General features: G+C 45.1%; 18 protein-coding genes and 2 tRNA genes. 12 read left to right on the top strand and 8 right to left on the bottom strand.

The window, feature by feature from the left end; translation table 11 throughout:
• Positions 1 to 78: 78 nt before the first annotated feature.
• The 3 genes from AB4493_RS16980 to orn all read right to left on the bottom strand — a co-directional run bounded on the left by AB4493_RS16980 (position 79) and on the right by orn (position 1,009).
• A tRNA-Gly gene (locus AB4493_RS16980) sits at positions 79 to 154 on the bottom strand.
• Between the two features lie 53 nt (positions 155 to 207).
• Positions 208 to 283: transfer RNA gene (locus AB4493_RS16975), tRNA-Gly, on the bottom strand.
• Between the two features lie 180 nt (positions 284 to 463).
• Entirely contained in the window at positions 464 to 1,009 is a 546-nt protein-coding gene (gene orn / locus AB4493_RS16970) for an oligoribonuclease (protein WP_010434065.1), read from the bottom strand.
• A gap of 150 nt (positions 1,010 to 1,159) precedes the next feature.
• Between orn and rsgA the strand changes: the two genes are divergently transcribed.
• The 4 genes from rsgA (at position 1,160) to AB4493_RS16950 (ending at position 5,986) form a co-directional block, all read left to right on the top strand.
• Positions 1,160 to 2,215, top strand: coding sequence for a small ribosomal subunit biogenesis GTPase RsgA (rsgA, locus tag AB4493_RS16965; RefSeq protein ID WP_017061306.1), 1,056 nt, complete (start codon positions 1,160 to 1,162; stop codon positions 2,213 to 2,215).
• A 125-nt stretch (positions 2,216 to 2,340) separates the two neighbouring features.
• Positions 2,341 to 3,261, top strand: a complete 921-nt coding sequence (asd, locus tag AB4493_RS16960; protein ID WP_017063172.1) for an archaetidylserine decarboxylase — start codon at positions 2,341 to 2,343, stop codon at positions 3,259 to 3,261.
• Positions 3,262 to 3,569: 308 nt separating this feature from the next.
• Positions 3,570 to 4,985, top strand: coding sequence for a DASS family sodium-coupled anion symporter (locus AB4493_RS16955; protein WP_017061303.1), 1,416 nt, complete (start codon positions 3,570 to 3,572; stop codon positions 4,983 to 4,985).
• 113 nt (positions 4,986 to 5,098) lie between these two features.
• Positions 5,099 to 5,986 (top strand): DMT family transporter, encoded by an 888-nt coding sequence (locus tag AB4493_RS16950; RefSeq protein WP_017071213.1) that lies wholly within the window; start codon positions 5,099 to 5,101, stop codon positions 5,984 to 5,986.
• Positions 5,987 to 6,071: 85 nt separating this feature from the next.
• Here AB4493_RS16950 and epmA read toward each other — a convergent pair whose 3' ends face one another.
• The gene (epmA, locus tag AB4493_RS16945; protein ID WP_372155491.1) at positions 6,072 to 7,043 is read right to left on the bottom strand and encodes an elongation factor P--(R)-beta-lysine ligase; all 972 of its coding nucleotides are present in this window, start codon (positions 7,041 to 7,043) and stop codon (positions 6,072 to 6,074) included.
• A gap of 451 nt (positions 7,044 to 7,494) precedes the next feature.
• On the opposite strand from epmA, the gene frdA reads away from it, so the two are divergent.
• Genes frdA through frdD form a run of 4 tightly spaced genes read left to right on the top strand, consistent with a single transcriptional unit; the run spans position 7,495 to position 10,866 of the window.
• Complete coding sequence (gene frdA, locus AB4493_RS16940) at positions 7,495 to 9,318, top strand: fumarate reductase (quinol) flavoprotein subunit (RefSeq protein WP_372155490.1); 1,824 nt, start codon at positions 7,495 to 7,497, stop codon at positions 9,316 to 9,318.
• Positions 9,318 to 10,082 carry a succinate dehydrogenase/fumarate reductase iron-sulfur subunit gene (locus AB4493_RS16935; protein WP_009847917.1) on the top strand — a complete coding sequence of 255 codons (765 nt, stop codon included), beginning with the start codon at positions 9,318 to 9,320 and terminating at the stop codon, positions 10,080 to 10,082. The genes frdA and AB4493_RS16935 overlap by 1 nt, the downstream gene beginning before the upstream one ends.
• Before the next feature lies 1 nt (position 10,083).
• Positions 10,084 to 10,467: a fumarate reductase subunit FrdC gene (gene frdC, locus AB4493_RS16930; RefSeq protein WP_372119067.1), complete on the top strand. Its 384-nt coding sequence runs from the start codon at positions 10,084 to 10,086 to the stop codon at positions 10,465 to 10,467.
• Positions 10,468 to 10,479: 12 nt separating this feature from the next.
• A complete protein-coding gene (frdD, locus tag AB4493_RS16925) occupies positions 10,480 to 10,866 on the top strand; it encodes a fumarate reductase subunit FrdD (RefSeq protein ID WP_372057586.1) in 387 nt (128 codons plus the stop codon).
• A 369-nt stretch (positions 10,867 to 11,235) separates the two neighbouring features.
• Here the strand turns inward: frdD and efp are convergent, their stop codons facing one another.
• Complete coding sequence (gene efp, locus AB4493_RS16920; RefSeq protein ID WP_017067165.1) at positions 11,236 to 11,802, bottom strand: elongation factor P; 567 nt, start codon at positions 11,800 to 11,802, stop codon at positions 11,236 to 11,238.
• A gap of 33 nt (positions 11,803 to 11,835) precedes the next feature.
• Between efp and epmB the strand changes: the two genes are divergently transcribed.
• From epmB to AB4493_RS16905, 3 genes are all read left to right on the top strand, one after another.
• Complete coding sequence (gene epmB, locus AB4493_RS16915) at positions 11,836 to 12,858, top strand: EF-P beta-lysylation protein EpmB (RefSeq protein ID WP_136987099.1); 1,023 nt, start codon at positions 11,836 to 11,838, stop codon at positions 12,856 to 12,858.
• A gap of 13 nt (positions 12,859 to 12,871) precedes the next feature.
• Positions 12,872 to 13,417, top strand: a complete 546-nt coding sequence (locus AB4493_RS16910) for a prepilin-type N-terminal cleavage/methylation domain-containing protein (protein WP_017067163.1) — start codon at positions 12,872 to 12,874, stop codon at positions 13,415 to 13,417.
• A gap of 105 nt (positions 13,418 to 13,522) precedes the next feature.
• Positions 13,523 to 14,011 carry an MgtC/SapB family protein gene (locus AB4493_RS16905; protein ID WP_004733333.1) on the top strand — a complete coding sequence of 163 codons (489 nt, stop codon included), beginning with the start codon at positions 13,523 to 13,525 and terminating at the stop codon, positions 14,009 to 14,011.
• A gap of 86 nt (positions 14,012 to 14,097) precedes the next feature.
• Here the strand turns inward: AB4493_RS16905 and AB4493_RS16900 are convergent, their stop codons facing one another.
• Positions 14,098 to 15,576 carry a diguanylate cyclase gene (locus AB4493_RS16900; RefSeq protein ID WP_017063163.1) on the bottom strand — a complete coding sequence of 493 codons (1,479 nt, stop codon included), beginning with the start codon at positions 15,574 to 15,576 and terminating at the stop codon, positions 14,098 to 14,100.
• A gap of 192 nt (positions 15,577 to 15,768) precedes the next feature.
• A complete protein-coding gene (locus AB4493_RS16895; RefSeq protein ID WP_048607780.1) occupies positions 15,769 to 16,326 on the bottom strand; it encodes a VC2662 family protein in 558 nt (185 codons plus the stop codon).
• A gap of 441 nt (positions 16,327 to 16,767) precedes the next feature.
• Between AB4493_RS16895 and AB4493_RS16890 the strand changes: the two genes are divergently transcribed.
• The gene (locus AB4493_RS16890; protein ID WP_372155489.1) at positions 16,768 to 19,188 is read left to right on the top strand and encodes an ATP-binding protein; all 2,421 of its coding nucleotides are present in this window, start codon (positions 16,768 to 16,770) and stop codon (positions 19,186 to 19,188) included.
• Between the two features lie 267 nt (positions 19,189 to 19,455).
• On the opposite strand, the gene AB4493_RS16885 is transcribed toward AB4493_RS16890, so the two are convergent.
• Positions 19,456 to 20,152 (bottom strand): group II intron reverse transcriptase (locus tag AB4493_RS16885; RefSeq protein ID WP_372155488.1); only part of this gene is annotated, 697 nt, incomplete at its 5' end.

The raw sequence follows: 20,152 nt of genomic DNA, 5'->3' as shown, positions 1-20,152 counted from the left end.
ATCCCGCGTCCGGATGCATTGTTTAAGACAATGAGACTAAACCATTTTCATTCTGAGCAAAGCTCTAAGAAAAGAATTTGGAGCGATACATCGGGTTCGAACCGATGACCTCAACCTTGGCAAGGTTGCGCTCTACCAACTGAGCTAGTATCGCATTATAAAAGGTCTTTCACCTTTCGATTACCGCTTTCGCCGTAACCTACAAATTGGAGCGATACATCGGGTTCGAACCGATGACCTCAACCTTGGCAAGGTTGCGCTCTACCAACTGAGCTAGTATCGCAATCTGAAAACGTCTTTCTCCGTTCAGGGCTGCGAATTATAAGAGCATTTTTTTGTGATGCAAGTCCTTAATGCAAAATTACGAAACTTTTTACTCAACTGCTGTAAAAGCACACAGATTTGCAAAAAAAACGGCTCTTATGTCCCTGAAAAGTTAGATAAACGTGATCATTTTATTCGACTAGATGTTAATAATCGTTTTTCGGTAGTACTGCAGCTCGGCGATCGACTCTCGAATATCGTCTAACGCAAGGTGACTTCCCGACTTAGAAAAACCATCTAACACTTCAGGTTTCCAACGACGAGTCAGCTCTTTCAGAGTGCTTACGTCAACATAGCGGTAGTGGAAGTACTCTTCTAACTCTGGCATGTGCTTGTATAGGAAACGACGGTCTTGACCAATGCTGTTGCCACAAATTGGTGACTTACCTTTTGGTACCCATTTTTCAAGAAACTCAATGGTTTGTTGGATGGCATCTTGCTCTGAAACCGTGCTTTCTTGAATTCGCTTCACGAGGCCGCTGCCAGTGTGAGTCGTTGTACACCACTCGTCCATCTTGTCCAATTCACTCTGAGGTTGGTGAATAGCCAAAACAGGTCCTTCAGCCAGGATGTTAAGCTCACTATCAGTAACGATAGTAGCAATTTCAATGATTTTATGAGTTTCAGGATCAAGTCCTGTCATCTCTAGATCAACCCAAATAAGGTTCTGATCGCTAAAGGACATAAGGCGTCGCCTATTTGTTTATGTGTAAAAGAGGTACTATACCCAAATAACTATACTCAAACTAGCTTTAGGACCATCGAAATCACGTGGTACCAGCAACATCCTGTTTGAGTCCCCAATCATCAAGTTAGATGTGTTAAGTGAAAAATTGTGGCTAAAAAAAAGAAGTTAACCAAAGGTCAAGTACGTCGTGTACGTAGCAACCAGAACAAGCGACTCAAGAAAGAAGATTCTATCCAATGGGATGAGAACATGCTTGGCGGAACCAAAAGCGGACTCGTGATTACGCGCTTTGGCCAACATGCTGATATCGAAGATCTTGAAACTAACGAAGTTCATCGTTGTAACTTACGCCGTAGTATCGAGACTTTAGTTTCTGGTGACCGAGTGACTTGGCGCGCAGGCTTAGAATCAATGGCCGGTATTTCTGGCGTTGTGGAAGCGGTTGAGCCGAGAACTTCAATGCTGACTCGCCCTGATTACTACGATGGCCTAAAGCCAGTAGCTGCGAACGTCGACCAAATGGTTATCGTATCGGCTGTGCTACCAGAGCTATCACTTAATATTATCGACCGTTACCTAATTGCTTCAGAAACGGTAAACATCGCGCCGCTTGTTGTACTGAACAAGGTCGATCTACTGACTGATGAGCAGATTGCTGAATACCGTGAAACACTTAAAGAGTACGAGAAGATCGGCTATAAAGTGATGTTCGTGAGTAAAGAGTCTGGCTACGGCATCAAAGAGCTGGAAGCTGAACTCAAAGACCGTATCAACATCTTTGTTGGTCAATCGGGTGTGGGTAAATCAAGCCTAGTGAATGCATTAATGCCTACGCTAGACATTGAAGAAGGCGAAGTCTCTGAGAACTCAGGTCTTGGTCAGCACACAACCACGGCAGCTCGTTTATACCACTTCCCTTCTGGTGGTGATCTGATTGATTCACCAGGAGTGCGTGAATTCGGCCTATGGCACCTAGAGGCCGACGAAATCACTGAAGCCTTTATCGAGTTCAAGCCTTACCTTGGCGGTTGTAAGTTCCGTGACTGTAAACACATTGATGACCCAGGCTGCATCCTGCGCGAAGCGGTAGAAAACGGAAAGATCAGTCGATTACGTTTCGACAACTACCACCGCATCATTGAAAGCATGGCGAGTAACAAAGATAACCGTCAGTATTCACGCAACAAAAAAGCCGATCTCTAATCGCGTTTTTGTGAACAAATGTGTGCATTTACTGACAATTGGCGCGAATTTAAGTAACATCTCGCGCCCTAAACCGTCATCGACAGATTTAATTGAAAAACAATTAGCATTGGAAAATTAATACAATGGATAAGATTAAAGTTGGATTGCAGTACTGGATTCCACAACATGGATTAACTCGCCTAGTCGGCAAACTTGCGTCTGCTAAAGCGGGCGGCTTAACGACAGCGATCATCAACTGGTTCATCAAGCAATACAAAGTGAACATGGATGAAGCTCTGCATAGCGATCCAAAACACTTTAAAACATTCAATGAATTCTTCGTGCGTGAATTGAAAGAAGGCATGCGTCCTATCGCTGAAGGTGAGTCTGTTATTGTTCACCCTGCAGATGCACGTGTGAGCCAATTTGGCCCAATTACTGACGGTCAACTGATTCAAGCGAAAGGCCATAACTACTCAGCTCGCGAGCTATTGGGTGGTGATGCTGCGCTAGCGGATGAATTTAAAGACGGTGAATTCGCAACGCTTTACCTGTCTCCAAGTGATTACCACCGCGTGCACATGCCATGCGACGGCACACTGCGCCAGATGATCTACGTTCCAGGTGACCTTTTCTCAGTTAACCCGTTAACGGCAGAAAACGTTCCAAACCTATTCGCACGTAATGAGCGTGTCGTTTGTATCTTCGATACGGAATTTGGCCCAATGGCACAAGTGCTGGTTGGCGCAACGATCGTAGGTAGCATCGAGCAAGTATGGGCAGGTACCATCACCCCACCTCGTGGTAACTCGGTTTACAAATGGGATTACCCTGCACAAGGTGACAAAGCAATCATCTTGAAGAAAGGCGAAGAGATGGGCCGCTTTAAGCTTGGTTCAACCGTTATCAACCTGTTCGCTAAAGATGCGATCAAGTTTGACGACACTATGCAAAATGGCGAGAAAACGGTTCTTGGTACACCTTTCGCGCACATTGCTGGCAAAGAAGCGCAAGCAAATGACGATGTTGTTACCGATTCTGCTGAGAACACTGACCAAGCTTAACAATTTGAGTTAACTCATTTAAGCTTTCAAGGCGCGTTACTTTTTCTATTTCAGAGAAGAACGCGCCTTTTTCTTAACTCTACCGATTCATTTGCTACTCAAGCTCTAACAACTCAATCTTTCAAACCCTGCCCAGCCACCTGCTGCTTCTCACTCTTGTCTCTAATTGCCCAGATAAAAGATTGACCAAAAACAAAACAACTGTCGAAACCTTAAACAACTTTTTGATTTTACAACCCGTCTCCAAGTACCAGAAATCCAGATAACTTACTCTATTTGAAGATATTTTATTTATAGGGTCTTTGTACATGCCTAAACTCAATGTTGGCGTTCTGGTCAAGCTGTTGATTTGTTTTGCGATTCCCTTAGGCGTGTTATTCATGCCGATAGATTCAATACCAATCGATGATCTCACGCTGATTCAACACCGCCTGTTGGCGATATTCTTATTAGCAGCCCTGCTGTGGGTGCTTGAACCTGTTCCGGTATTCGCCACTTCCATTTTGATCATTGCGCTTGAACTGGTGATGATATCTGACAAAGGTTTACACCTATTTAGAAATCCACCAGCGGGGCACGATCTCGGTGAGTTAATCAAATATACCGACATCTTCGGTGCATTTTCGTCACCGATCATCATCCTTTTCATGGGTGGTTTTGCTCTTGCGATATCCGCATCCAAGTATGAACTCGATAACAACCTAGCTCGAGTGCTTCTTAAACCATTTGGTACAGAGCCGCGCTTCATTATGCTCGGATTAATGCTGATCACCGCCGTGTTCTCAATGTTCATGTCAAATACCGCAACGACGGTAATGATGCTTGCGCTGTTAGGCCCGATCGTCGCATCTGCACCAAAAGGCGATATGGGTATCAAAGCGCTCGTGTTGTGTATTCCAATTGCTGCCAATACTGGCGGTATCGCAACCCCAATCGGTACACCGCCCAATGCCATCGCGCTGCAATACCTAACGGGTGAAAATACCATCGACTTCCTCAGCTGGATGATGATGGGCTTACCCTTTGTGATCATCCAACTCACCATCGCTTGGTTTCTTCTACAAAAACTCTTCCCTTCTAAAGAAAGAAACATGGTGCTCAAGCTCGATGGACAATTTAGAAAGAGCTGGCGAGCGATTGTGGTTTACATCACCTTCGCTGCGACAATCTTATTGTGGATGACCACCAAACTGCATGGCATGAACACCTATGTCGTGTCTATCATTCCATTGGCTGTGTTTACGCTCACTGGCATCATGGGTAAAGAAGAGCTCAAGCTGATTAACTGGGATGTGTTGTGGCTGGTCGCAGGTGGTATTGCGATTGGTATTGGCTTAGATAAAACAGGCTTAGCCGCTGCACTCGCACACGCAATTGACTATGAATCGCTCTCACCTGCAGCTGTGGTACTGACATTGTCTATCGTGTGTTGGTTAATGGCGAACTTCATGTCAAACACTGCGACGGCCAACTTGCTGATGCCGATAGCCGCTGCAATTGGTGCTTCCATGGAAAGCCTAGTTGCGATTGGTGGTCTGCAAGGCTTGCTGGTTGTGGTCGCCTTCTCTGCGTCACTTGGCATGATTCTGCCCGTATCGACACCACCAAACTCACTGGCCTACTCGACCGGGCTTATCGAAAGCAAAGACATGGCGAAGATGGGCATCATCTTAGGTATTGTGGGCTTGCTGATGGTTTACCTCGCCCTGTTTATCATCACCTAGCACGTTAATCCCTACTAATGCCCTTCCAGATAGTAATCACGTCTTTGCTATCTGGAAGGTTTAGTGCATATTGAATCCCCCACTTCTACATTTTGACACGGACGTACACTTCAATGGGATTCGAATGGCTGGCTCTTGCTGCCGCTTTTCTTTGGGCTATCGCGAGCCTGATGTCAGTAAAGCCTGCTCAACACTTAGGTTCTTTCGCCTATAGCCGTTGGCGCATGGGTTGCACTGCTATCATCTTATCGAGCATGGCTTGGTTTACTGGTGGCTGGTCAACGGTCGAAGCAGACCTAGTCACGCCGATGATGCTGTCTGGGCTAATTGGCATCTTCATTGGTGATACCGCCCTATTTGCTTGTTTGAACAGAATGGGACCGCGCCAAGCAGGTTTGCTGTTCTCTTGTCACGCCGTGTTCTCGGCAATTCTTGGTTACTTCCTATTTAGCGAAAGCATGACTTCGGTGGAGCTGATTGGCTCGGCTTTGGTGTTTAGCGGCGTTTTAACCGCGATATTCTTTGGTCGTCGAGGACAAGCCAACAACCAACTCGAAACCATCAAGGGCACCGTGTGGATTGGTGTAGCTCTCGGAATCACAGCGGCTATCTGCCAAGCATTAGGTGGGATCATCGCAAAACCCGTGATGCAAACCAGCATAGACCCTGTTGCCGCTTCAGCAATTCGTATGATCACCGCTTTTGTTGCTCACTCCGCATTTCGCTTAACGGGCGCCAAGCTCTCACGCGCAATCAACCCGATGAATGGTCAAATATTCGCGATTACCGCAGTGAACGGCTTTCTTGCTATGGCGGTGGGAATGACGCTGATCTTGTATGCACTGCAAGAAGGAAATGTCGGCATGGTTGCTCTGTTGTCTTCAACCACACCTATCATGTTGTTACCAATACTTTGGCTGTACACCAAACAGAGACCAAATGCCTACGCTTGGATCGGTGCCATTGTTGCCGTAGTGGGTACTGGTATTCTAGTCAGCTAGCTAGTGAAGTTAATTGGCAGCTGATTGGAAACTGAGAGTGAATAGCTAATGACTATTCACTCTCAGTAAAAACAAAAGCAAAAAGTTAAGAACGTGGGAAAGGAAAAGCCGTCACGTCATCGATGTGGTCATAACCTAACGCCAGCATGATCAGACGATCAATACCTAAAGCAACACCCGCACAGTCTGGTAAGCCCGCTTTTAATGCCTCAATCAAGTGATGGTCAATCGGTTGAGGCGATAAGCCCATCTCAATACGTTTGGCATTGTCATCTTCAAAGCGCTTGAGCTGCTCTTGTGGCTTATCTAATTCATGGAAGCCGTTTGCCAATTCAATCCCTTTAAAGTACACCTCAAAGCGATCCGCCACTCGCGGGTCCTCAGGGTTAATCTTGGCTAATGCAGCTTGTGAAGCCGGAAAGTCATAAACAAACGCAGGGACTTGTTGCCCTATTTTGGCTTCAACCCCAATACTAAACAGCAACTGCAGCAAGGTATCACGATCTTCTTCAGGGTCAGCTATATCGCTGAGCCCAAGTTTTGCTGCGGCTTGCTTTAGCGTAGCCATCGAATCTTCCAGGGGACACACACCTAACACGTCAATAAAGGCTTGTTGGTAAGTCATTCGCTCTGCTGAGCCCGATTTAAGTACCTGCTGTAACAGCAAATCCATTTCATCCATCAGGTCATGATGATCAAAGCCAACGCGATACCACTCCAACATGGTGAACTCAGGGTTGTGGTAACGGCCATTTTCTTCGTTACGGAAAGACTTACAAATTTGGTAAATACAGCCACTGCCGGCCGCTAATAGACGTTTCATATGAAACTCAGGGCTAGTCATAAAGAACAGAGGCTGACCGTGCGCATAACCCGGCCCTACGAATTCAGTTTTGAAAGTATGCAAATGCACGTCCGTCACCGTGGCGTGGCTCATCGCAGGCGTATCCACTTCCATCACGTTTCGCTCTGTAAAGAACTGGCGAATTTGATTAAGGATATCAGCACGTTGCTTTAATTGCTTAATGGTTGCGGCGGGTTGCCATGTAGAGTGCATTATTAAGTTCCATATCACTGAATTCTAGGCGACGAAAATTACCACCTTTCGTCTCTTTTGTAAGCTTCTATCTGTCTATTGATGAAAGCAAAATGTTGTTTTAATGAAGCCAGAAAATTACGTTCTACAATACAATTATCAATACAGCTTTCACATCAACATTGATAACGAAAATCATACTCAACAAGCCGTTAACACCCGTCCTGTGGGTTAATCGTTATCAACAATTCATTGCCGTGATTGCAGTCACATAACCTATAATTTCTATGCCTCCATATGCATTACCGACCTAAAAACCCAAATGCATCAATTTTTGAAATGCCTTCCTCTCTTACACTGAACCTACCACTTAAGGCTTAGGGGTGCTAAATGGTTCCTACGATTTAGAACCTCCTAAATAAGCTTTTTATAATAACAAGCGGAATACTCCGCATCACACTGGAGAATAACTGTGAAGACAATTACCACAGATATCGCAGTCATCGGCGCAGGCGGCGCTGGTCTTCGTACAGCTATCGCTGCGGCTGAAGCTAATCCTGAATTGGAAGTAGCACTGATTTCTAAAGTTTACCCAATGCGTTCGCACACGGTAGCAGCAGAAGGCGGTTCAGCAGCAGTAATTAAAGACGAAGATAGCCTAGATAACCACTTCAACGATACTGTTGGCGGTGGCGACTGGCTATGTGAACAGGATGTTGTTGAATACTTTGTTGAAAACTCGACTCGCGAAATGATCCAAATGGAACAATGGGGCTGCCCATGGAGTCGTAAAGAAAACGGTGAAGTAAACGTACGCCGATTCGGCGGTATGAAAGTAGAGAGAACGTGGTTCGCAGCGGATAAAACCGGCTTCCACATGCTTCATACTCTGTTCCAGACTTCGATGAAGTACGACACAATCAAACGATTTGATGAGTACTTTGTGGTGGATTTGATCGTTGAAGATGGCGAAGTACAAGGCCTAATCGCGATTCATATGTCTGAAGGTGAGCTTGTTACGATTAAAGCGAAATCTGTTGTATTAGCAACCGGTGGCGCAGGTCGTGTTTACCACTGCAATACCAACGGCGGCATCGTAACTGGCGACGGTATGGCAATGGCTTATCGCCACGGTGTACCACTACGTGACATGGAGTTCGTTCAATACCACCCAACAGGCCTACCGGGCACTGGCATCTTGATGACCGAAGGTTGTCGTGGTGAAGGCGGTATCATCGTCAACAAGAACGGCTACCGTTACCTGCAAGATTACGGCATGGGCCCTGAAACTCCAGTGGGCGAGCCGAAAAACAAATACATGGAACTGGGTCCACGTGACAAAGTTTCTCAAGCATTCTGGCACGAGCAGCAGAAAGGCAACACCATCAAGCACCCACTTGGTGATGTCGTGCACCTTGACCTTCGCCACCTTGGTGAAGAGTACCTGCAAGAGCGTCTACCGTTCATCTGTGAGCTAGCAAAAGCGTACGTAAACGTAGACCCAGCAAAAGAGCCAATCCCAATTCGTCCAACCGTTCACTACACCATGGGTGGTATTGAGACTAACGGTACCTGTGAAACTCGTATTAAAGGCCTATTCGCCGTTGGTGAATGTGCTTCAGTTGGCCTACACGGTGCAAACCGCCTAGGTTCTAACTCTCTGGCTGAGTTCGTAGTATTTGGCCGCGTTGCTGGTGAAGAAGCAGTGAAACGCGCTGCTGAATTCAAAGGCTGGAACGAAGAGTCTATCGCTAAGCAAGTGAAAGCGGTTGAAGATCGCATCGCAGGCATCTTGGCTCAAGAAGGCGACGAGAACTGGGCTGATATCCGTACTGAAATGGGTCACACCATGGAAGCGGGTTGTGGTATCTACCGTCAAGAAGACTTGATGCAAAAGACCATCGACAAACTCACTGAACTGAAAGCTCGCTACAAGAAGATCAGCATTAAAGACAAAGGCAAAGTATTCAACACTGACCTACTTTACGCTATCGAAGTGGGTTACGGTCTTGAAGTTGCAGAAGCGATGGTTCACTCAGCGATCCTTCGTAAAGAGTCTCGCGGTGCACACCAACGTCTAGACGACAACTGCACAGAACGTGATGACGTAAACTTCCTGAAACACTCTCTATCTTTCTACAACGAAGATGCAGCACCAACCATCGACTACAGCGGCGTTAAGATCACCAAATCTCAACCTAAAGCTCGTCTGTACGGTGAAGCTGCAGAGAAAGCCGCTGCCGCTGAAAAAGCAGCAGAAGAGAATGCTAAGAAGAGCGAAGAGGAGCAAGCATAATGTCAGCGAATCGAATCCAAAAAATTGAAATCCTGCGTTATGACCCTGAGCACGATGCAGAACCTCACTTTCAAACCTTTGAAGTTCCGTTTGATGAAACCATGTCAGTACTTGATGCGATCGGTTACATCAAAGACAACCTAGATAAAGACCTGTCTTACCGTTGGTCTTGTCGTATGGCGATTTGTGGTTCTTGCGGCATCATGGTTGATGGCGTGCCAAAACTGGCGTGTAAGAGCTTCTTACGTGACTACCCGAATGGCTTCAAGATTGAGCCTTTAGCTAACTTCCCAATCGAAAAAGATTTGATTGTCGACATGACGCCGTTCATCGAGCGCCTTGAAGCGATCAAGCCTTACATCATTGGTAACGACCGTAAGCCAGAAGATGGCACGAACATCCAAACTCCAGAGCAAATGGCGAAATACAAACAGTTCGCTGGCTGCATCAACTGTGGTTTGTGTTACGCAGCATGTCCTCAGTTTGGTCTAAACCCTGAGTTCATTGGCCCTGCGGCACTTGCTCTTGCTCACCGCTACAACCTAGATAGCCGTGACAATGGTAAAGCCGAACGTATGAAGCTTATCAATGGCGACAATGGCGCTTGGGGCTGTACGTTTGTAGGTTACTGTTCTGACGTATGTCCGAAGAAAGTAGACCCAGCGGCTGCAGTAAACCAAGGTAAAGTTGAGTCTTCAATGGACTTCGTTATCTCGATGTTCAAGCCAGACGGATCGCAAGTAAAAACAGCAGAGGAGGCATAATATGAGCAATCGTAAGCCTTATGTTCGTGAGATGAAGAGAACGTGGTGGAGCAACCATCCGTTCTACCGCTTCTACATGCTACGTGAAGCGACTGTACTGCCTTTGATTCTATTCACTCTGTTCCTAACCTTCGGTTTGGGTGCACTAGTGAAAGGTCCTGAAGCTTGGGATGGTTGGTTGAGCTTTATGGCGAACCCTATCGTCGTTGGTATCAACATCGTGGCACTGCTAGGCAGCTTGCTGCACGCTCAAACCTTCTTCAGCATGATGCCTCAAGTAATGCCAATCCGTCTTAAAGGCAAATTGGTTGATAAAAAAATCATCGTACTGACCCAGTGGGCAGCGGTGGCTTTTATTTCTTTAATCGTTCTTGTTGTGGTGTAAGGAGCTTTCGTTATGAACACAAATTACAAAGTAAAACCTGTTAACCACAACCCACAACGCTCTGATGAGCCAATCTGGTGGGGCCTATTTGGCGCTGGCGGTACTTGGTTTGCGATGATCACACCAATCACGGTTCTAGTGTTAGGTATCTTAGTGCCAATGGGCATCATCGATGCGGACGCAATGAGCTACGAGCGTGTGTCTGAATTTGCCACCAGCATTATCGGTGCGCTATTCATCATCGGTACGCTAGCACTGCCAATGTGGCACGCAATGCACCGCCTTCACCACGGCATGCACGACCTTAAGTTCCATGTCGGCGTTGCGGGTAAAGTTGGCTGCTACTTCATTGCAGGCCTAATCAGCGCGTTGTCTGTTATTTTCATCTTTATGATCTAACAGTTAAGAGCAGATGCGGGATTCGAGTAATCGAGTATCGAAGAGCTAAAAGCAGATGCGGGATTCGAGTAATCGAGATGCGAAAAGCTTAAGAGCAGAAAAGCGAAAGCAGAGCTAGGTTATCCAGCTCTGCTTTTTTATTGCTTGTCGAATCTCTTATCCTCTAACTCACTCTTGCTCTTCCTGCTTTTCGTATCTAGCATACTCTAATCTGCCCTTCCCGCTCTTCGTATCTCGCATCCCGCTTACTCTAATCTGCTCTTTCAGCTCTTCGTATCCCACATCTCGATTACTCTCATCTGCTCTTTCCCGATCTCGAGGCACAAAAAAAGGCCGCCTAAGCGACCTTTTTCAGATACTTGAAGTCAATTACTTCACACGACCAACGTATTCGCCAGTACGAGTATCAACTTTAACAACTTCACCGATTGCGATGAATAGAGGTACGCGAACTACCGCGCCAGTTGCTAGAGTTGCAGGCTTACCGCCAGTACCTTGTGTGTCGCCTTTAAGGCCAGGATCGGTTTCTGTTACTGCGATCTCAACAAAGTTTGGTGGAGTTACTGTGATAGGGTTATCATTCCACAACGTTAGAGTACATACGTCGTTTTCAACTAACCATTTAGAAGTCTCGCCTACTGCTTTTGCATCAGCAGCGATTTGCTCGAATGTTTCGTTGTTCATGAAGTGGTAGAATTCGCCATCGCTGTATAGGTAGCCTAGTTCAACGTCTACAACGTCCGCTAGTTCTACTGTATCGCCTGACTTAAATGTTTTCTCTAACACTTTGCCTGACAGCAGTTTACGAAGTTTAACACGGTTAAACGCTTGGCCTTTACCTGGCTTAACGTATTCATTTTCGATAATTGAGCAAGGCTCGTTATCCATCATGAATTTTAAACCGCCTTTGAATTCATTGGTGCTTACTGACGCCATGATTTTCTCTTCCACATCTTTGAGTTAATTTCAATGCCGCATATCATAACCCGAAAAGTCGAATCTGTTGAGCAAAACTGGCTCAAACAACTATCGAATGCGATCTCTGACCCGACAAAACTGCTTGAGGCATTGGAAATAGACCCAACACCATGGCAAGCAGGCTTCGCTGCTCGTGAGTTATTTGCACTTCGGGTACCTCTTAGCTTTGTCGAACGAATGGAAAAAGGCAACCCACACGATCCATTGCTACGACAAATTTTACCGCTAAGCGAAGAGTTTGAGGTACACCAAGGCTATTCCGCTGATCCACTGGAAGAGCAAGACAACGCCATTCCTGGGCTACTGCACAAATACAAGAACCGTGCACTGATGATTGTGAAAGGCGGTTGTGCGATTAACTGCCGCTACTGCTTCCGTCGTCACTTCCCTTACCAAGATAACAAGGGCTCGAAGTCTGTTTGGCAAACCAGTCTCGACTATGTGGCTGCTCACCCAGAGATCAACGAAGTTATCTTGTCGGGTGGCGATCCACTGATGGCAAAAGACAGCGAACTAGAGTGGCTAATTCATGCTATCGCACAAATTCCACATGTGAAAACAGTTCGAATTCATAGCCGATTACCGGTTGTGATTCCCGCTCGAGTAACGGATGAACTATGCCAATTGTTAGCTCAAACTCGCCTTAATGTGGTGATGGTGAGCCATATTAACCATGCCAACGAAATTAACTTAGAGCTCAAACAAGCTTTCCACAAGCTTAAGTTAAGTGGTGCGACTCTGCTCAACCAAGGCGTGATGCTTAAAGGCGTAAACAACAGCGCTAACTCATTGAAAGAATTAAGCGAAAAGCTATTCGACGCCGGTATTTTACCTTACTATATGCATGTACTTGATAAGGTTCAGGGCGCAGCGCACTTCTATATTTCAGATGAAGAGGCGAAGCATCACTTTAAAGGATTAATCTCTGAGGTTTCTGGCTACCTAGTACCTAAGTTAACCCGTGAGATTGGCGGACGCAGCAGCAAGACACCGCTCGACCTACACATTGAATAGAGAAGTTGTATCAATGAAACACAATACCTCAGTTGCTCCACCAGCAACCACATCTCAACCAGCGCTTAGGTTCAGCTCAAGAGGTTTCACCATCATCGAGCTGGTCGTGGTGATCGTGATTCTAGGTATTGTGTCGGTCACTGCAGCTTCTAAGTTCCTCAACCTTCAAACCGATGCTCGTATCTCGACATTAAACGGCCTTAAAGGCGGAATGGAGGGCGCAAGTGCTATGCTTTATGGTAAGACATCAGCATTGGGCTTAGATAAAGCAGCTAGCGCATCGATTAATGTTGAGGGTGACAATATCTCAGTGGTCTATGGTTATCCTGCAGCGATGAACGATCAAACTTGGTCACAGCTCATCGAATCAACCTTTCTAGATGCTGTTTGGGATACGGGTCGAGCTGACTGGTTCTTTACCAACACAGATGCGAATGATGGCATTATTCTTTATGCGCCTTCTAGCCGAAAAAAACAGGCTGATAACTGCTACCTTGAGTACCAAGAAGCGACAGAGACCACGACACCAGCCTTCACCTTAACAACAAGCGGCTGCTAGGTTTTAAGTAATCTTTATCAATCGTTAAGACAAAAAGTTTTTGTTCGATCGTCCGGTCTATTATTAGCATACTCTGCTCTATTCTAAATTTTTAGGAGGGGTGATATGTCACAATTTATAGAACAAACTCTCAACCTTGCCCCCTTTAGCTGGGCAGGCCTCGCTGCATGCATGCTGTGTGGTTCTTTAATCGGAATCGAGCGACAAACACGCGGTAAACCCGTCGGAATCCGAACGTCGATTCTGATCATCAGTGGTACCTATTTCTTCCTCACCATGGCGATCAGCCTATCCCCCAACACACTCGATCAAGCTCGTGTGCTTGGTCAGATAATTACGGGTGTTGGATTTCTTGGGGCTGGTGTAATGATGACACTGGATGGCAAGATTCATGGCGTGACTTCAGCCGCAATTATCTGGGTACTCGCAGCATTAGGTATGATGATCGCACTAGGGCATCTTTCCCAATCGGTCATTATCACGCTAATGGCGCTAGTGATTCTGCTTGGTGTCGATAAAGTGGAAAACAGCTTCCAAAGCTTACGTCGTGGCGTTCACCAAAAGTGGATGCGAAAAGGTCGCGTGAAGAAATAGCGCAGCACTTGATAGCCTTAGTGGTAATGCCAATGATACAAAGAAGCCTAGTCAAACGACTAGGCTTCGCATTATTTTGGGAGAACTTAATACACCTGAATGCACACCTGATTCTTACCCGCAGCCTTTGCCTTATAGAGCTGCTCATCAGACGAACGAATACTCTGGTTTTCCCACAAGTGCCCTACGCTGTCGAACTTATACAAAGAGTAAAGCGTCGCGCCACCAGACACTGAGATACTAATCTTGTCACCCGTAGGGCATCGATAACTCTGTAGGCTAATGTCGTTTTGAATTCGCTCAAAGATCGATGAAAGCAACTCAGACGATTCACCCGTAATCGCGACAACAAACTCTTCGCCACCAAATCGAGCCACGATATCTTGCTGTCTAACGCTGTTCAGCATCAACCGAGCAACATGGCAAATCACCTCGTCCCCCACTTTATGGCCATGCTGATCATTAACGACTTTGAAATCATCGATATCAAACACGCCAACACCAATAATCGGCTCTTCATCTTGCGCCAGTAATCGAGCCTCAAAACCACGTCGATTCAGCAAGCCCGTTAATGGGTCGCGCATTGCTAGCTCATTTAAACGCTGGTGCTCTTGTCTTGTATAGAAGCGCCATAGCCATAAAACCGAGAGCAGATACAAAACCAACAGTATCGAAAGCTGAATCTTCTCCATCTCCAATACATGCAGAAAGTGCTCGCTCTTATCTTCTTCGATACTCAGATATAGCTGGGTGTTAATGTCATCAACATACAGAGGCTTGGAATACGTAAAATCCATAAACCCGTATTTGTTTGCGCCTCGAGTACTGGTGACTTTATAGCCATGGGTAGGGTTCGATACTAGGTTCGAGACATAGCCATCGACACCCAACACCCCTTTAAACTCACCATTAACGTAGATTCCTTTGGTTAAGGTCACCACTTTCTGACCTGTCAGGTAGTCATCATATTGGCCGGTATACACCACTTGGTCTTGCCCTTGAGCTAAGCCAAAGCGAATCGTGTTCACCCAATAAGGCCTGCTATTCACAACCGAATCAAAGGTGTCGCCCTTAATGTAACTGGCAAAATCAGAAGGCGAAGAGATAATGAATTTCTCTTTTGAAATGAAATAAATCGCAGAGATGGTATCAATGGTATTGGCAAAATAAGCCATGGTCGGCGCGATGAACAGGCGCTTACCCGCTTCGGTATAAAGGTCCGATTCCGGGTTGCACATCTCGCGAGGGCCAGAGAACATAAAATCAAAACGAGGGGCATGTTGCTCCTCACTGGTGAAGTAACACGTCTCACCCTCGATCTTTTTGTCATGCGAGAATACGTAGGTATCCCCATGCAGTGGATAAAGCGCAGTGATGTTGTACTCAAGCGCATTTATGATCTGTGTGAGCTCCGCTAAAGAGCGTGTTACGCCTTGGTTTTCCATTCCATACTGTTTATCTGATTCTTCCGCTGAATCAACGAGCAACAAGCTCAAAACTACTAAAAAACTGGCGGTCAGGCCTAAGAAAGCCTTTTTAAAATCGACGGTATGGTGGTTAATCAAAGCATATAAATCATCATTAGGAATTTATCGCACATTGTACTCATAAGTAAAAATACTGCAATAGAAAATATAAAACAATATGCTTATCTATTTTGGAGGGGCGTTTGGATATCTATAAGAAAATGTTGAGTTGCAATAACGCCTAAGTCAGATGCACTTAGGCGTTATGAATCACTATAGTAACACTAAGCCTTACTTAGCAAAGTTTACAATCGGGAAGCACGGGAAGAAACCGTTGTCAGCACAGTTGATCAGACCAACTTGTACGCCTTCGATTTTGTTGGTTTTGTTGAAGATACCAACCTGAACCGTAGACACTTCTGAAAGGTTCGCAGCGCCAACATCAACCATAGTGTTACCTTCTGAGTAGTTGACGAAACTCACGTTCGCGCCTTTCACATCATTAGTAATGTTCACAGCACCAAGGTTAACACCCGTTGTTTTACCCGTGTTCCAGTTGAAGAAACCTAGAGATGCACCGGTCATTTCTTGGTTCACTTTTGATGCACCAAAAATACCAAGGTTCACACCTGTGGTCGTTTGCGTCTCAGACATACCAACAACAGCAAGATCAAGACCTTTAAGGTCGTTCACTTGTCCGTGAAGTAAAGCCAAGCGCACACCGCCAACAGCGTCTGAGTCAGGTGCGTTGAAGCCATTGATCGTTGAAAACATAACAGGCGAAGAAGCAAATGCCGCCGGTGCCATTACTGCTGCAGACACAGCAAGTACTGAAAGTAGTTTTTTCATTGGGGAGTCTCCACTGACTTATTGTTCACTTGATTAATCCATTTTTAATCAAGCATTTATTGTCCTTTATTCAACAGCTACCCATGTTAAATCAATGTAATAACTGTACTGTTGAATATAAGCCGCTAAATCATAAAGAGCAATGGTTAAGAGCAGATGCGGGATTCGAGTGAACGAGATGCGAAAAGCAAAAAAAACAGAGACCGAAACCTCCGCTCTAACGCTTATTATTCCAAACAAAAATCTAGGCGAGAAAATCAACATGTTTCACAAGCTTATAGCCCACACACTTATTGCCGCATCTAAAGCGATGTCATCCTAAAAAATTTATTGATAAAAGCTCAACAGACCTCAGGTATTCAAAAACTAATGTTCGTAAAATTCTGAAAATAAACTAAATTCTAATATAGGAATAGAACGATATGAAACAGTGGGAATAGCATGATTAAGGAACCTACGAATAAACAGACCATTAAAGCGATTATTTCGCGTGGTTTTTTGGCTATCGTGTTATTTTTAGGCCTCTATATCTATGTTAGCCATGCTCTGAAGAACAAAGAGCAGGACATGATTAATCTCCAGCTCAGTCTTTCTGAAGCTTATAGCGTTATGCTCTCTGTCAGACGACAAGAGCAGCAGTTTGTTTCCACAAGGCAACCAGAGATTCAAGAACAACTCAATATAAAGCGAAGTCAGCTGATCGAAAAGCTGGCTGAGATCGATGGGAAAATCGTACGAAGCGACCTCAATATTTCTTTTAATTATGCCAAAGTTGTCGAGTATCTCGACGAGTACCACACCGCCTTTACATTATTAGCCCTTGAGTTAGTCAGCATACATGGCAAGAGGGACCAAATTGGGCTCATTGAGAAACTAAAAAATGCAGCGTTGACACTTGAGCGCTTCGTACATGAATCCAATAATGTGCAGCTTGAAGAATTGACTTTAGAAACACAAGATCTCATGTATCAGTTCTTTACCGATTTTGATCAGACAACATTAGATAAGATTGTCGATTCATTGTTCAAAATCCAAGATGAAATAGAACAGAATTCCCGAACGATCAGTGCATTAGCTTCGTTTAATAATTTTAAACGCCACTTTTGGCGATTGCAGCGAGGGTTAAAGAGTGTCGGGTACAGCTCTGATAGCGGCCTCAAAGGAGAACTCACCAGCAGTATTTATCATGTTGAAGATGAGCTCAACTTACTTTTCACCGAAACACCCAAGCAGATCGCAGAGAGCCTGACGCAGATAAAGTTGTACAGCTACTTATCGACAGCCGCATTAGGAGGGGTGACGTTACTGGTGCTGCTTTATGTTGTGTGGCGTGCCAGTCAACTTGAAACTCAATTGATTGTTTCACAAGAGAAAGCACGACAAGCAAACCGTGCAAAAAGTGCCTTTCTTGCCAATATGTCTCATGAGATACGGACACCGCTTAATGGCGTGATTGGTATGTCAGAAATACTGGCAGAAACCAAACTATCCGCAGAACAGAAAGACTGCCTTGGGACTATCTATACCTCTTCTCAAACCTTACTTATGTTGATCAACGATGTTCTCGATCTGTCCAAAATTGAATCGGGTAAACTGGAAATTAATCCACATACGACAGACTTAAGAGAGCTGCTGTTTGATAGCGTGACTCTGATTTCTTCTAAAGCTTATCAAAAGCAGATTAAGTTGGAAGTTGAAATTGATGGCGAGCTCCCAGAGTACATTCATGTTGATGGGAATAAAATTCGCCAAGTGTTGATGAATTTAGCCTCAAATGCGATCAAGTTTACAGAACAAGGCTCTATCGTATTCACCGCTAAACGGCTTCCATCATTGGAAACAGAGTGTGTGGTCGAGTTTTCTGTTCGAGATACAGGTATTGGTATCGCAGCAGACCAACAAGAGCACATTTTCAAAGCGTTTTGCCAAGAAGATACCAACATCACCTCCAATATTGCGGGGACCGGATTAGGGCTTAGTATTTCGTCACGTATGATGGAAATGATGGGAGGCTCGATAAGCGTTGAGTCAGAGAAAGACGTGGGCAGTTGCTTTCATTTCCAATTAGCCGTAGTGCCATCAGATCATTCTGAACATAAAAATCGTAAACAAACCGTTGTCTATTATTCAGATGCGCCATCGAAACTTTTACTCGATGACTTGTTCCGCCTTGGTTACTCACCACAACTAAAATCAATCGAAACAAACTTGGCGGCAACTGACCTCCCAGAGATCGCTTTGATGGAAGATATTAACCAAGCCAAAACACTGCATCGCTTAGCACCAGAGGTGAAAATCATCATAGTGAAAGATAATCTTAGTGATCCTATGAGTGAGTGTCATTTTATCTCAGGCTATGTGACTCTTCCTATGCTCGGTTCCCGCTTAAGTAGCATGTTGAACTCCGTGCTTGAAAGGTCACAGCCACAACCCCCTCAACATCAACCTGAGCCGATAGAAGCGACTGTACGTCAAAAAGTCCTCGTAGTTGAAGATAACCGCGTAAACCAGAAGGTGGTATGTATCAATTTAGATAAGTTAGGGATTGAATATTGGGTTGCCAATGATGGACAAGAAGCGATTGATTTATATAAAGGGCATCATCAAGACATCGGCCTTATCTTGATGGACTGCATGATGCCGAATGTAGATGGCTTTGAGGCAACAGAGCGAATCAGGCGCTATGAAGAAAACCTGCAACTTCAGGCAACACATATCCTCGCTTTAACGGCATCCGTACTCGATGATGATATTAAACGTTGCTTCGAGTGTGGAATGAACGATTATCTTCCAAAACCATTTAAGCGTGACATGATGCTGCAAAAAATTGATGAACAACAGTTTACGCACAAGGCAGGCTGACCAAGGAGCTTTGGAAAAAAGGGTGATGGTGAAGCTGAAATACAGATACGGGATGCGAATAAATAAGGCTTAAGAGCAAAAAAACGGAGACCGAAGTCTCCGTTTTCTAAAGCTTATGTGTGACTTTCTCTGCTATAGAGAAAGGGGGATGATGTAGGGTAGCAGCGACGCATTACTGCGACACCGCCCCCTAAGAACCGTACGTGCGAGTTTCCCCGCATACGGCTCAAGCCTTTATAAGCACCTACCTAAGTAAATGCCAGCAACTCAAACATGTAATTGCCTATGACAATTAATATGCAACATCATAAGATTTTCGCTATTGTCCGAACCACCATCGACTCGTCGAATGATATGGTGAACATCCCATTCATCTTCAGAGGCAAACTGCCGGTGGCATACCGCACACTGGAAACCCTGCCTTTCGGCAATCTTCCAAAGCTTCATGTTACCTGATAAAGATTTCTTCAATCTTCTGATCGTCAAACTTTCAAAATATTGCTCATCTTCTGGTAAGTAACAATTCGCTAATGCCTTAATCTTTACATGCTTGTCGATTTTCACTCTCGATGCGTAAAGCAAACGGTAGTAGCCATCTTCCTCTTTTGGTCTTGGTGCACTGAATACCCAATTCCTATCCCCTACTGACTTAAAGTATTTATCTTTAATCCAGCGTTTTCGGCGATTAGAATGGATACGTCGACACCAACGCCAAAGCATCTTCCAGATTCGGTAATCTACATACTTGAATGTCTCACTAGCACAGATCCAACGATGGTAATTACACCACCCTCTGATCATCGGGTTCAACTTGGCAATGATTGCACTCGCTGGAGCCGTTTTGTGACTATCGAGATAATCTTTTATGTTTTTCAAAAAGACTTTCACATTCTTTTTCGCAGGCTTGATTAACATCTTGCCTTTGTATTTCCGAACGTTCTGCCCTACAGGGCGGGAGCATACT

The organism is Vibrio sp. 10N.222.55.A1, from assembly GCF_041473835.1.
Classification (GTDB): Bacteria; Pseudomonadota; Gammaproteobacteria; order Enterobacterales; family Vibrionaceae; genus Vibrio; species Vibrio crassostreae_C.
Note: the sequence above shows the minus strand (reverse complement) of the source record. Positions and strands in the feature narration are given on the sequence as shown.

What these genes read in the sequence shown, in the direction of transcription:
- orn (WP_010434065.1), bottom strand. Translation starts at nt 1,009, where the DNA reads ATGTCCTTTAGCGATCAGAACCTTATTTGGGTTGATCTAGAGATGACA.
- asd (WP_017063172.1), top strand. Translation starts at nt 2,341, where the DNA reads ATGGATAAGATTAAAGTTGGATTGCAGTACTGGATTCCACAACATGGA.
- AB4493_RS16955 (WP_017061303.1), top strand. Translation starts at nt 3,570, where the DNA reads ATGCCTAAACTCAATGTTGGCGTTCTGGTCAAGCTGTTGATTTGTTTT.
- AB4493_RS16950 (WP_017071213.1), top strand. Translation starts at nt 5,099, where the DNA reads ATGGGATTCGAATGGCTGGCTCTTGCTGCCGCTTTTCTTTGGGCTATC.
- epmA (WP_372155491.1), bottom strand. Translation starts at nt 7,043, where the DNA reads ATGCACTCTACATGGCAACCCGCCGCAACCATTAAGCAATTAAAGCAA.
- AB4493_RS16935 (WP_009847917.1), top strand. Translation starts at nt 9,318, where the DNA reads ATGTCAGCGAATCGAATCCAAAAAATTGAAATCCTGCGTTATGACCCT.
- frdC (WP_372119067.1), top strand. Translation starts at nt 10,084, where the DNA reads ATGAGCAATCGTAAGCCTTATGTTCGTGAGATGAAGAGAACGTGGTGG.
- frdD (WP_372057586.1), top strand. Translation starts at nt 10,480, where the DNA reads ATGAACACAAATTACAAAGTAAAACCTGTTAACCACAACCCACAACGC.
- efp (WP_017067165.1), bottom strand. Translation starts at nt 11,802, where the DNA reads ATGGCGTCAGTAAGCACCAATGAATTCAAAGGCGGTTTAAAATTCATG.
- epmB (WP_136987099.1), top strand. Translation starts at nt 11,836, where the DNA reads ATGCCGCATATCATAACCCGAAAAGTCGAATCTGTTGAGCAAAACTGG.
- AB4493_RS16910 (WP_017067163.1), top strand. Translation starts at nt 12,872, where the DNA reads ATGAAACACAATACCTCAGTTGCTCCACCAGCAACCACATCTCAACCA.
- AB4493_RS16905 (WP_004733333.1), top strand. Translation starts at nt 13,523, where the DNA reads ATGTCACAATTTATAGAACAAACTCTCAACCTTGCCCCCTTTAGCTGG.
- AB4493_RS16895 (WP_048607780.1), bottom strand. Translation starts at nt 16,326, where the DNA reads ATGAAAAAACTACTTTCAGTACTTGCTGTGTCTGCAGCAGTAATGGCA.
- AB4493_RS16890 (WP_372155489.1), top strand. Translation starts at nt 16,768, where the DNA reads ATGATTAAGGAACCTACGAATAAACAGACCATTAAAGCGATTATTTCG.